At 33.5% G+C, this 13,361-nt stretch carries 9 protein-coding genes; 2 read left to right on the top strand and 7 right to left on the bottom strand.

The features are described 5' to 3' along the window. Positions 1 to 18: 18 nt before the first annotated feature. From rpoB to DFR54_RS02850, 3 genes are all read right to left on the bottom strand, one after another. Positions 19 to 3,594 (bottom strand): DNA-directed RNA polymerase subunit beta, encoded by a 3,576-nt coding sequence (rpoB, locus tag DFR54_RS02860; protein ID WP_114288838.1) that lies wholly within the window; start codon positions 3,592 to 3,594, stop codon positions 19 to 21. Between the two features lie 1,078 nt (positions 3,595 to 4,672). Then, complete coding sequence (locus DFR54_RS02855) at positions 4,673 to 5,272, bottom strand: class I SAM-dependent methyltransferase (protein ID WP_114288837.1); 600 nt, start codon at positions 5,270 to 5,272, stop codon at positions 4,673 to 4,675. Beyond that, the gene (locus DFR54_RS02850) at positions 5,269 to 5,832 is read right to left on the bottom strand and encodes an SGNH/GDSL hydrolase family protein (RefSeq protein ID WP_114288836.1); all 564 of its coding nucleotides are present in this window, start codon (positions 5,830 to 5,832) and stop codon (positions 5,269 to 5,271) included. Before DFR54_RS02850 ends, DFR54_RS02855 begins: the two co-directional genes overlap by 4 nt. Before the next feature lie 203 nt (positions 5,833 to 6,035). Here DFR54_RS02850 and coaA point away from each other — a divergent pair, with 203 nt between their 5' ends. Together coaA and guaA are read left to right on the top strand one after the other, a co-directional pair. After that, positions 6,036 to 6,959, top strand: a complete 924-nt coding sequence (coaA, locus tag DFR54_RS02845; protein ID WP_114288835.1) for a type I pantothenate kinase — start codon at positions 6,036 to 6,038, stop codon at positions 6,957 to 6,959. Between the two features lie 59 nt (positions 6,960 to 7,018). After that, a complete protein-coding gene (guaA, locus tag DFR54_RS02840; protein ID WP_170126911.1) occupies positions 7,019 to 8,548 on the top strand; it encodes a glutamine-hydrolyzing GMP synthase in 1,530 nt (509 codons plus the stop codon). Between the two features lie 499 nt (positions 8,549 to 9,047). Here the strand turns inward: guaA and DFR54_RS02835 are convergent, their stop codons facing one another. The 4 genes from DFR54_RS02835 to DFR54_RS02820 all read right to left on the bottom strand — a co-directional run bounded on the left by DFR54_RS02835 (position 9,048) and on the right by DFR54_RS02820 (position 13,356). Further along, a complete protein-coding gene (locus tag DFR54_RS02835; protein WP_249033360.1) occupies positions 9,048 to 10,910 on the bottom strand; it encodes a GmrSD restriction endonuclease domain-containing protein in 1,863 nt (620 codons plus the stop codon). Between the two features lie 172 nt (positions 10,911 to 11,082). Continuing rightward, complete coding sequence (locus DFR54_RS02830; RefSeq protein WP_114288832.1) at positions 11,083 to 11,820, bottom strand: sugar isomerase domain-containing protein; 738 nt, start codon at positions 11,818 to 11,820, stop codon at positions 11,083 to 11,085. Between the two features lies 1 nt (position 11,821). Then, positions 11,822 to 13,072 (bottom strand): PTS ascorbate transporter subunit IIC, encoded by a 1,251-nt coding sequence (gene ulaA, locus DFR54_RS02825; RefSeq protein WP_114288831.1) that lies wholly within the window; start codon positions 13,070 to 13,072, stop codon positions 11,822 to 11,824. Between the two features lie 2 nt (positions 13,073 to 13,074). Continuing rightward, positions 13,075 to 13,356, bottom strand: coding sequence for a PTS sugar transporter subunit IIB (locus DFR54_RS02820; protein ID WP_114288830.1), 282 nt, complete (start codon positions 13,354 to 13,356; stop codon positions 13,075 to 13,077). Between the last annotated feature and the right edge of the window lie 5 nt (positions 13,357 to 13,361).

Raw genomic sequence — 13,361 nt, 5'->3', positions numbered from 1 at the left:
CTATTGGTCAAGTCTTATCTATTCCTTGCCTTCTTGTGCATCTTTTAATGATTGTTCTAATTTCTCTTTTTCAGCTTGCTCTTTAGCATATTTAGCTAAAGCATCCACTGTGATTAAATCATCATCTTCGTCATCCATGTCACGTAATTCAAGCTCTTGATCGTCTGCATCTAATACACGCATATCTAATCCTAAAGCTTGTAATTCTTTTACAAGAACTCGGAATGATTCTGGTACACCAGGTTTTTGAATAGGTTCACCTTTAACAATTGATTCATATGTTTTCACACGACCTACAACGTCATCTGACTTGTAAGTTAAGATTTCTTGTAATGTGTAAGCAGCTCCGTAAGCTTCAAGAGCCCAAACTTCCATCTCACCAAAACGTTGTCCACCAAATTGAGCTTTACCTCCAAGTGGTTGTTGCGTTACTAATGAGTATGGTCCAATTGATCTAGCATGTAGCTTGTCATCAACCATGTGAGCAAGTTTCAGCATGTACATAACCCCAACAGAAATACGGTTATCAAATGGTTCACCAGTACGTCCATCATAAAGGATAGTTTTAGCATCACGAGCTAAGTCTGCTTCTGCTACAGTAGCCCATACATCGTCCTCGTCAGCTCCATCAAATACCGGAGTTGCTACATGAATACCTAATGAACGAGCAGCCATACCTAAGTGTAACTCAAGTACTTGCCCGATATTCATACGAGAAGGTACCCCAAGAGGGTTTAACATGATATCAACAGGTGTTCCATCTGGAAGAAACGGCATATCTTCTTCTGGCATAATACGAGAAACTACCCCTTTATTACCATGACGACCGGCCATCTTGTCACCTTCGTTGATTTTACGTTTTTGAACGATATAAACACGGACTAACATATTAACACCAGGTGCTAACTCGTCTCCTGCTTCACGAGTAAAGATTTTAACATCATGAACAATACCGCCACCACCATGTGGTACACGTAATGAAGTATCACGAACTTCACGAGCTTTTTCACCAAAGATAGCGTGTAATAAACGCTCTTCAGCTGATAATTCAGTAACTCCTTTAGGCGTTACTTTACCTACTAATAAATCACCATCTTTAACTTCAGCACCGATACGGATAATACCCATTTCGTCTAAGTCTTTAAGAGCGTCGTCTCCGACGTTTGGTAACTCACGAGTAATTTCTTCAGGTCCAAGTTTTGTATCACGAGCTTCTGATTCATATTCTTCAATATGAATAGATGTATAAACATCGTCTTTAACAAGACGACGACTCATAATAATCGCATCCTCATAGTTGTAACCTTCCCATGTCATGAATGCTACTAAAACGTTTTGTCCTAAAGCCATTTCACCTTGTTCCATAGAAGAACCATCTGCTAAAGTATCTCCAGCTTCAACGATTTCGCCTAAAGAAACAATTGGGCGTTGGTTGTAACTTGTACCAGCATTTGAACGGTGGAACTTAATCACATTATATTTATCTAAAGCACCGTTATTACGACGAACACGGATTTCTTTAGCATCTACATATTCAACAACACCATCGTGTTTACATAAAAGAGCTGCACCTGAGTCATGAGCAGCTTTATATTCCATACCAGTACCAACAATTGGAGAACGTGGTTGAATTAATGGAACAGCCTGACGTTGCATGTTCGCTCCCATAAGTGCACGGTTAGAGTCATCGTTTTCTAAGAAAGGAATACATGCTGTCGCTACCGCAACTACTTGTTTTGGAGAAACGTCCATGTAGTCAACTTTTTCAATTGAAACTTCTAAGTTTTCACTTTGGATACGAGCCATTACTAATTCTTCAGCAAAGCTTCCGTCTTCATTTAATGGAGAGTTCGCTTGAGCTACCATGTAGTGGTCTTCCTCGTCAGCTGTTAAATAATCAATATGCTCAGTAACTTTACCATTAGCGCGGTCTACACGACGGTAAGGTGTTTCGATAAATCCATATTTATTTACTTTAGCGTAACTTGATAAACTGTTGATAAGACCGATATTCGGTCCCTCAGGTGTTTCAATCGGACACATACGACCGTAGTGAGAGTAGTGAACGTCACGTACTTCATATCCGGCACGGTCACGTGTTAAACCACCAGGCCCTAAGGCAGATAGACGACGTTTATGAGTTAACTCACTTAATGGGTTTGTTTGGTCCATGAACTGAGATAACTGAGAAGAACCAAAGAATTCTTTCATTGAAGCGACAACAGGTCTGATATTAATCAATTGTTGAGGAGTCAATGTTTCAGTGTCTTGGATAGACATTCTCTCACGTACCACACGTTCCATACGAGATAAACCGATACGGAATTGGTTTTGTAATAACTCACCAACTGAACGAATACGACGGTTACCTAAATGGTCAATATCATCAACATTACCAATGTCTTCTTGTAAGTTTAAGAAGTAACTCATTGTTGCAATAATATCAGCAGGACGAACTGTTTTAACTTTATCTTCTAAGTTTCCGTTACCGATTACGTTAACAACGCGCTCTGGGTCTTTGGGAGATAAAACTTTAATAACTTGAACTGTCATTGGTTCAGTTACAACACCGTCTTCACTTGGATAGTAAGTAACACTATTAATACCATTGTCTAAATGTTCTTCCAATGTATCCATTACTTGACGAGAGATAACAGTTCCTTTTTCAGCAACAATTTCTCCTGTTTCAGGATCCACTAAAGTTTCAGCTAATGTTTGGTTTAATAAACGTGTTTTTAAGTTTAATTTTTTGTTTAATTTGTAACGACCTACAGCAGCTAAATCATAGCGTTTTGGATCGAAGAAACGAGAGTTTAATAAGTTTCTTGAACTTTCAGCTGTTTTTGGCTCACCTGGACGTAATCTTTCATAAACATCTTTAAGAGCTTCTTCTGTACGAGAATCTCCTGAGTTTTTATGAATATCTTTTTCAATAGTAGCTTGTAAACTTTCACTCTCACCGAAGATTTCCATAATAGTAGAATCTGATCCAAACCCTAAAGCACGAACCACTACTGTAAATGGAATTTTTCTTGTACGGTCGATACGAGCGTAAGATAAGTTTTTAGCATCTGTTTCTAACTCTAACCATGCCCCGCGGTTAGGGATAACTGTTGTACCAAATCCTTGTTGACCATTTTTCTCAGTTTTACCATTAAAGTAAACACCAGGTGATCTAACTAACTGTGATACGACAACGCGTTCTGCACCATTGATGATGAATGTACCCATTTCAGTCATTAATGGGAAATCTCCAAAGAATACCTCTTGAGATTTGATTTCACCAGTTACTTGGTTGTCTAGTCTTAATGTTACATGGATTGGCGCTGAATAGTTAGCGTCATGTGCACGAGCTTCTTCTACTGTGTACTTAGGTTCTTTCATTTCGTAATCTACAAATTCTAATGATAACTTGTCACTAAAATCTGTAATTGGCATAATATCTTCAAACATTTCTCTTAAACCTTCATCTAAGAACCATTTGTAAGAATCTGTTTGAATTTCAATTAAATTTGGCAGTTCCAATACTTCACTAATCTTTGAATAACTGCGTCTTTCTCGGTGTTTTCCGTATTTGACAACGTGTCCAACCAAATTAAGTCACCCCTTCTGAGTTTGCTTCAAAAATAGTTTTATGTTACAAATGTTAAACTTATGTTACAAGTGATGTAACATAAGGTTTTTAAGTAAAAAAAAACCAAAAATAGACATTGAACGCATAAAATATGGTCGATCTATCTTTGTTTTCCTATAATAAAGGGGTATGGACAATATTTCACACCGCTTTTTATTTGTAAAAATAAAACCTTCTGCAACTAATCATTTTATCGCCTTTAGCATCTTTTGTCAACAACAAAAAAAGCCAGATCCCCATCTGGCTTTCCTCCCCATTAATCCTTGCCCTCGCTTCAATAAACATTTTAACGTGGCCGCTATTTTAAAACCTTACTTAAAAAATAGCAGGACTATAAGTTCCCGCTTTGCACTAACTAATTATCTATCACCAATCACCTGCTAAACAGGTCATTTAAATTGGAAAATTCTATTAAGAAATTAATTTATAAAAAATAAAGGTATCCACCTATTTTATTGTCCCCTAATGATTCCCCATATCAATAAAATAAATTCTCTAAAATTAAACCTTTTTATAAAATGAAATAAATTAACAGAAAATCTTCTTATTAACTAAGAAGAAAACAAATAGTAAAGGTACAAAACACTAAAACGGAACTGCATAAATTATTATATAGTATCTTATTAAAAAAAGTTATCACTATTTTCTTATAGATAAGTAAAATCTGACACTCGATTTTTTTCTCAACCTTAATCGTTTACATTACAAGGTATTTCACAGTTTCATTTTCCATCCTCTTTTTTAGTGTAAATTAATTTTTTATGTTTAACTTCCTTATTTGAACGTTTTTATAATAGTTGTTATTTTTCGAGCAAGTATAATAATCATCTCAACCCATTATCAATCAAGTGACTTTGTTAAAAGATAACGATTACAATTCCAACAGAAAAATATTATTTTCACATAGCCATTTTCTAATAAATCTACTAAAAAAACACAATATTGTATCACTTCTTCTATACACCTTAATCAAGCTTATAAAATAACATATTCTATAAATAAAAACCTAACACTCATTTTTTCAGTGTTAGGTTTTTATTATTTTTCACTTACAATTATGAAATAGCCTTTTTCTTTTGCCACAATTTCTGCATTACCAAAAACTTCTTCCATTTTTTTCTGGGCACTTGGAGCTCCTTGCTTCTTCTGAATGACAATAGTCAAGGTTCCACCTTTAACTAATTTATCGTATGAGCCAGAAATAATCTCATGAACTACCTTTTTACCTGCTCTAATTGGCGGATTACTAATGACTGCTGCAAAATCATTAGCTTCAACAACATCATATATATAGGAAGGATACGCTTTTATATGACTGATTCCATTTAAAGCCGCATTTTCTTTTGTTAACTCTACAGCACGCTCATTTACATCAACCATCTCAACGAAACGTCCTGTGCTATGGGCTAAAGACAATCCCATTGGTCCATAACCACAGCCAACATCTAAAATCGACCCTTCTGGTAGATGACTATCATCAAAGGCATCAATTAAGACACGAGAACCAAAATCGACCGTTCCTTTTGAAAAAACATTTGTATCTGTAATAAATTTAAAATTTTTACCTCTTAATGGAAATTCCCATTGTTTTCGGTTATGAGCGACGTCTGGTTGGTTTGTATAATAGTGATTACTCATTTAACTTCCTTCTTTCTTAATTCGTTATTGATTAATTTCCCTAAAAGTTGATATCCTTTTCTAGAAAAATGTAGACCATCATCTTGTAATAACTCAAGTGGTTCTTCTTTTCTCATTTCTGCTAATAAATTTATATAATTAATTTTCTGTCTTTGAGCGATTTCTTTCACTACTTCGTTAAAACTCTCTAAGTGAGACATGGGGCGTTCTTCTTTATAGTACTTTTGATTAGCATAAGGAACACCAATTAAAATCACTTTTTCTGATCCAATTAATCTTACTAAAGATAAAATATTTTCTTGATAAGAATTAATATCTAAACCTGAGATTTTAGAAGCATCATTAGCACCAAAAAAGACTGTCACAATATCAGGTTCATATTTTAATACATGATTTTTAACTCGTTTTAAAGCACCTTGACTTGTGTCTCCTGGAATTCCAGCATTAATAACCTCGACATCTGTAAAAATAGCTTCGATTTCCTCATTTAAACGAAAATCTGTTACACCATCTTCATAGCCTGCTGTAATACTATCTCCAAATAAAATGATTTTCTTCATGATTAACACCTCTTATTTTAACCTAGACACTTCTTTATGATATAATCATTAGGACTTTAACATCATAGCATGAATTAAGGAGTTGTAAACATGTTTATCACAACCCAAAAAATCAATCAAAAAGAAATGATTCTTGTCACGTCTACTCTCTTACCACAGACTTATAGTAGCATAAAACAGGAATCTTATTTAGGAGTCTAACTATGAGTGAAAAAACAAACTACTATCATTTAACTCGTGATGAGTGGCAAAGTTTTTATCGAAACGGTATTGCCCCATTGACTGATACGGAGTTACAACAAATAAAAAGTTTCAATGACCGTATTTCTTTACAAGATGTACAGGATATTTATATCCCATTGACTCATTTAATCCATATATATATGAAAGAATATGAGTCGCTACATTTAAGTAAAGGAATGTTCATGCAAGAATTTGTTCCTCCAGCGCCTTTTATTATTGGTGTTGCTGGAAGTGTTGCAGTTGGAAAAAGTACAACTTCACGTCTACTACAAATGATGCTCTCAAGAACCTTTAAACGTCGCAATGTTCAACTCATTACAACTGATGGCTTTTTATACCCAACAGCTGAACTTGAAAAACGCGGTATCTTAGATAAAAAAGGCTTTCCTGAAAGTTATGACATGGAGTTATTACTAGATTTTCTAAATGCTGTTAAAAATGGCAAGGACAACTTACAGATTCCAAAATATTCTCATGAAATCTACGATATTATTCCTGGTGAGTTTGAAGAAATTACACAACCAGACATTTTAATTGTAGAAGGAATCAACGTTTTACAATTACCTGCTAATCAGCAAATCTATGTCAGTGACTTCTTTGATTTCTCTGTTTTTGTAGATGCTGAGCCAGAATTAATCGAATCTTGGTATTTAGAACGCTTCGAAGCGTTATTAGACCTTGCAAAAGATGACAAAACTAATTATTATTATGAATATGCGAATGGATCTAGAGAAGAAGCTCTTCAATTTGCAAGACAAGTTTGGAAAGATGTTAATTTACAAAATCTAACTGAATTTATCTTACCAACAAAAAATCGAGCTGATGTTGTTTTACATAAAACCGTTAATCACATGATCGACGAAATCTCTTTAAGGAAATTCTAGTAACACAAAAAAAGAAAGATAGGGTGAAGCAAGTGACAAACACGTCAGATTTTAAAGACATGGAAAAAATCATTGTTTTGGATTATGGTAGCCAATACAATCAATTAATTACACGCCGCATTAGAGAATTTGGAGTATTCTCTGAGTTAATGAGCCACAAAATCACTGTGGAAGAAATCAAAGAAATAGCACCAAAAGGAATTATTTTCTCCGGTGGACCAAATAGTGTATATGACGAAGAAAGTTTCTCAATTGACCCTGAAATTTATGAATTAGGTATTCCTATTTTAGGTATCTGCTACGGTATGCAATTAATGACTCACAAATTAGGTGGGGTTGTTAAAAGTGCTGGGGCTCCTGAATACGGAAAAGCAATGTTGGATGTTACTGATTCATCTACACAATTATTTAAAGGATTACCTGAACATCATCAAGTATGGATGAGTCATGGTGATTTAGTGACTGAAGTACCTGAAGGATTTGAAGTAGTGGCAACAAGTGCTAACTGCCCAATTTCTGCTATGGAAAACCGTGAAAAAGGCCTTTACGCTGTTCAATTCCATCCAGAAGTACGTCATTCTGAGCATGGAAATGATGTTTTACGCCATTTTGCATTTGATATTTGTGGTGCCAAAGGTGATTGGTCAATGGAAAACTTCATTGATGTAGAAATTAATAAAATCCGCGAACAAGTTGGAGACAAAAAAGTGTTACTTGCTCTTTCTGGTGGAGTGGATTCAAGTGTCGTTGGGGTTCTTTTACAAAAAGCAATCGGTGACCAATTAACATGTATCTTTGTAGACCATGGTTTATTACGTAAAGATGAAGGCGATCAAGTTATGGATAGCCTATCTGGTAAATTTGGCTTAAACATCATCCGCGTAAATGCTAAGAAACGTTTCTTAGATAAATTAGCTGGTGTGTCTGATCCAGAACAAAAACGTAAAATTATCGGTAATGAATTTATTTACTTATTCGATGATGAAGCGGCTAAATTAGAAGGAATTGACTTCTTAGCTCAAGGAACTCTATACACAGACGTTATCGAAAGTGGTACTGATACTGCTGAAGTGATTAAATCACATCACAACGTTGGTGGATTACCAGATGATATGGAATTTGAATTAATCGAACCATTAAATACTTTATTTAAAGATGAAGTTCGTGCTTTAGGTATTGAACTTGGAATGCCAGAATCATTAGTATGGCGTCAACCATTCCCAGGTCCTGGATTAGGTATCCGTGTTCTTGGTGAAATTACAGAAGAAAAATTAGAAATCGTTCGCGAAAGTGACGCGATTTTACGTGAAGAAATTGCTAACGCTGGTCTTGACCGCGATATCTGGCAATACTTTACAGTACTTCCTGGTATCCGTTCAGTTGGTGTTATGGGAGACGGTCGTACTTATGACTACACAGTTGGTATCCGTGCCATTACATCTATTGATGGAATGACTGCTGACTTTGCTCGTATTGATTGGGACTTATTGCAAAAAATCTCAGTTCGTATCGTGAATGAAGTGGCACACGTTAATAGAATTGTGTATGACATTACGAGTAAGCCACCTGCAACAGTAGAGTGGGAATAAAGAGCTAACATAATATGAATGGGGAATACCTATTTAACAGCATTTATGGACATGTAAAACGGACAAAAATGACTTAATTTAATATGGTTCCCTGCCAAAAACCCTGCCAAGAAAATCCTTAGCAGGGTTTATTTAAGTTATGGCTACTATTTGAGAAAGTTTCTTAATAATTCCTTATTCTTCAACATACTAATTTTCTACTGGACGTTGTCATCTTTCTATTATTACTTAATAATTTTTTATTATTGGAGTTTTTGAATTTTAACTTTATCTATTTATATCTTATAAAATAATAGCAGGCAATAAACTAACATAATTTTTTCTAACTATACTTTATTAAAGTTAAGAGCGTTTACTAAACTTATCTCTGCGAAGCTATTACCTGTAACACATCAAGTCTTCTCCTTATTTCTAATTTTCATCTCTTAATCTTTATCTTCATTTCTTCATACTGCCTATAGATAAAAATAAACAAACTTCATCACTAACGCTGATAAAATCATTCACAACACGAATGTATCAGTTTCTCTCCATTAGTTATTTGCCCATCAATATAACCTCTACATATTGGACATCTCGGTATTTTAGCTAGGAACTCAATATATTTTTCTTCTATTATAATCTGTCTATCAGTTTGCTCACTTTGACTTCTCGATAAATATGGAAACTCTTTGAATACAATTTCTTCATCTTTTTCCGCTATTGATTCTAGTACTGTCTTATAATAAGTTGATATATCAACTACAGCCTTTGATGATTGTCTTCTTTTTCTAGAAATTGTTTGAACAAATCGCTCATTTGATGTTAAAAAGTCTTCAAATTCTCCTCTATTCTCTTTATATTTTATTAGTAATTTTTCATCTTTCATTAATTCTAAAATAAATGAAGAAAAACCAAATAAAGAAGAATTCTTATAATGTTGATTAGCACCATAAAAATAAACTTTATTACTAATTTCTAAATACTCTTGAGAAAATTCTGCAAATCTTAATACTTGTTCTGAAAAATCATCATCTTCTTGAGAATTCTCATCCACTATTTTTAAAACATTGAACACTTTGGAAATAACAAATTCTTCATCTAAAGCTCCAAACATTGGATAAAACACATTATCTTTTATCAAAGTAGGTGTAAAAAAATACTCAAATATTTTTTTACTGTTTTCGGTTTGATTTTTAGAACTCTGACCTGTCCCATGTGATAATATTGCTCGTGATAACTTAGAGGTGGGTAACTTGTCTTTTTGAATTAATTCTTTCTCATCATTTGATAATGTAACCCCTTGTTCATTTATTCTTATGAATGACTCTTTTACTTTTTCATAATCTCCAGTAACCCATTGTATAGGTACTGATTTTTTTGCAATAATTTGCTTTATATTTTTATATTTCTCTTCTTTACTTCTTTTTATATCTTCATAATTTCCAATTTTACTATTAAAATAATCTGATATTTCGTGATGAGTATTAGTTGAAGATACATTAACCCTACCAAAATCGTTATTTACCCATGCTATTAACGAACTTATTCTATGTGCTCCATCAATAATTAATATATCCCCCTCATTTGTTTCCCATAAGATTATTGCAGGTATAAGACCATCTTCTAAAAATGTGCTTAATAATTTTTCAACACGTTCAACAGTCCACTCGTTTGTATCTCTTTGAAAATATGGTTTTTTTAATTGATCATAAAAAAACTGACCATTCTCCAAATCAGTTAATGAAAAATTTGCTTTTCTATCAGTAGTTTGATGAAAATTTGCAGATTCGGATTCACTATCTAATTCGATTCGAGGAATTAAATGTTCTAAATGACATTTAGTATTACTTTTTACCACTTTACTTTTCACCTCATTTAATATAATTTGTATAAATTCTTCTTTATTTATTTTTTCTATTAAGTAATAAATTTGTGCATCTTGAATCAGTAATACATCTTTTATATAAAATTTTGTATATTTATATAATAATTCTAGAAAAAAATTTAAAGCCGTTCTTTTATTACCATCAATAAATGCATGTACATTATGATGCGATATAAATATCTCTACGATAAATTCTAATTCCGATTGAAAGTAACATTTCTTAGAAAAAGTAGCTTCATATTCATTTTTTCCAGCAAAGACACCAGGTTGAAAATTTGAGTGTTTTGAATTTAGCAATTGTCCATAATGAACATATTCTTTTAATATATTATCATCAATTGTTAATGTTTCAGCACGAGTTAAATCTTCAAAGGTTAAGTCACTACTTAATTTATCCAAATGTTTAGGAATATATCTTCCATCATCATAGTTTTCTAAATTCTTATAAGCAATTTTTTCTTCTAAAGTAACTACTCTAGTGAGATTTTCTTTCAATATGATAACGCCTCTTTCTAATATATACTATGAAAACTATTATATCATACATTAACTTTATAAACGTATTTAATAAAATATGTTTATTATTTTTTAGTCATTACACTTTATCATCCATACAAAAAAACAGACGAATCTCTCCGTCTGTTCCCTTCCCTTTATTCACAACTCATTAAAACTGATAATGAATTGAATCTTTATATTGTTCATACAAATCTTGATTTAACTGATCTCCACCATCAAGGTTTGCTGAGTAAAAGATTGGTGGATACTTCACGCCACTGTCTACTAATTTTTGACAGGTTTCAACAATAATTGTATTTAAAATACTTGCTCCGACTACTGTTGATGAAGCTCCCACTTTTTGTTCGATTCCTTTGATATCACAGCAAGCATCCCCAATATCACCATGATTATCAATTACAATATCTACTACTTCAAACAATCTTTTCCCCGAAGAATGTCTACTTGTAACAGATTTAGAGTAGCTAACATTTGTTAAACCTATTAACTTAACTCCTTTTTCACGTGCAGCAATAGCTATATCTATTATAATTGGATTTCGGCCTGATACTGAATGTAAAATTAATACATCGTTTTCTTTAAAGTCTACAGTACTAGCTAATGACGTTCCATAACCTTCTAAACGCTCCATTTGACTTGTAAAAGTAATTGGAGAGCGATCTAACATTACTTCGCGACCAAAGATTGGATTAATAGTCATCATACCACCAGCTCTGTAGTACATCTCTTCCATTAAGATGCCCGCATGACTAGCACCAAAGATAAAAACAGATTGTTTATTTAAGTTAGCCTCAGTCATTAAATCAATCGCTTCTTGAATAACGCCACTTTCATTTTCTTTAACTACTTTTAAAATCTCAGTTACTTTATCCATATATTGAAACATATTATAAACCTCCAAATAAACTTCCTAAACCTCTAGCTAAAATTCCCCATAGAGATAAGTCATTACCACCAAAGATCATAATCCAGTTTTGAACTGTTGAACCTAATAACATAGCAGATACACCGACTAAAATAACCATAACAAGTGCTGCTACTGTTGTTCCAATAATCGAACCGCGTAAACCACCTTGTCCCTCACCAATCACTGCCGCTCCACCTAATTCAAAGAAACTTGTAATAACAAGTGGCACTAATAAAACGCCAAAGACATTAAATGAGTTAGCAATAACAACAAAGATTGTTGAAGTAATCATACCTACAATAAATCCAATGATAACTGCATTTGGACGGTAGTTGAAAAGAATTGGCACGTCAAAGGCTGGGATAGCACCAGGGACAACTTTTTCTGCAATACCTTGGAAAGCTGGCACGATTTGGTTAATTAATAAACGGACTCCGTATAACATAATGAGTAAACCAGCACCAAAGTTAAGACCTGCATTAACTGCAAACATAAACATATTGCCACCTTCTGGCACTAAAACTGGAGCAATTAATGCTACGACAATATTCATAATAAACATTACTAAAGCACCTGTAATTGAAATTTCTCTAAAGAATGAGAAACCTTCTGGCACTTTTAAATCTTCTGTAGATTTCTCTTTATTTCCAACACGTTTTGCAACAAAACCTGAAACAATTGATAAGATACCTGTTGGGTGACCAATTAAGAATGATTCATCACCTGTTGCATCCCATACGTATCTTCTCATAATCCATGGCATAAATGACCAGTATAAAGCTGAAAGTACAGCACCGAAAATAATTAAAGCTGTTCCTTTCATACCTGATTCAACTCCACCAGCAACTACGATAAATGGGAACCACCAAAGCATATGTCCTGTTAAGAAAATTGTTTTAACAGGTGTGAAACGAGCGATTAGTAAGTGAATAATAAGACCTAAGAACATTGCTAATCCAACTGTTCCCCCGTATTCAGCAGTAAATGTAACATCTGATAATCCTTCTGTTACTGAAACACCCATTTGCGTTTGAACGGCTGTGTTAATCGGTGCGATAGCTCCAACTAACATATTGACACCAGCTGATAAAATAACCATCCCAAAAGCTGCTGTTAACGTTCCTTTAATGACTTCCGCAATTGGTTTTCTTTGTAAAAGTAAACCAATCATCGCAATTAATCCTAAAAGAACAGGTGGATTTTTTAATATTTGATTTGTTATAAAATCCATAATTAATTACCTCTTTCTTCTAAAAATTTTTCTAACTGCATTTTGACTTCTTCTTTATCCATATATTTTTTCACTGGATAAACAGGATTTTTTACTGATGAAGATAAATCATTTAGTAATTCTTGACTTGTAAAATAAACATCTGCTTGAGTTGCTTTAGCTGTTGATAAATCTGTATTTTCAACATTTGCTTGAATCCCCATCTCTTTTGCTACTTTATCAATTGTCATTTTTAAGACCATTGAACTACCTACACCAAATCCACAAACTGCTAAAATTTTCATAATAA

Source organism: Vagococcus fluvialis (assembly GCF_003337315.1).
Classification (GTDB): domain Bacteria; phylum Bacillota; class Bacilli; order Lactobacillales; family Vagococcaceae; genus Vagococcus; species Vagococcus fluvialis.
This window is presented reverse-complemented; position numbering and strand designations above follow the sequence as displayed.

Excerpts from the sequence above, each read along its gene's own strand:
- DFR54_RS02855 (WP_114288837.1), bottom strand. The coding sequence starts at position 5,272 with ATGAGTAATCACTATTATACAAACCAACCAGACGTCGCTCATAACCGA.
- DFR54_RS02850 (WP_114288836.1), bottom strand. The coding sequence starts at position 5,832 with ATGAAGAAAATCATTTTATTTGGAGATAGTATTACAGCAGGCTATGAA.
- coaA (WP_114288835.1), top strand. The coding sequence starts at position 6,036 with ATGAGTGAAAAAACAAACTACTATCATTTAACTCGTGATGAGTGGCAA.
- guaA (WP_170126911.1), top strand. The coding sequence starts at position 7,019 with ATGGAAAAAATCATTGTTTTGGATTATGGTAGCCAATACAATCAATTA.
- DFR54_RS02830 (WP_114288832.1), bottom strand. The coding sequence starts at position 11,820 with ATGTTTCAATATATGGATAAAGTAACTGAGATTTTAAAAGTAGTTAAA.
- ulaA (WP_114288831.1), bottom strand. The coding sequence starts at position 13,072 with ATGGATTTTATAACAAATCAAATATTAAAAAATCCACCTGTTCTTTTA.
- DFR54_RS02820 (WP_114288830.1), bottom strand. The coding sequence starts at position 13,356 with ATGAAAATTTTAGCAGTTTGTGGATTTGGTGTAGGTAGTTCAATGGTC.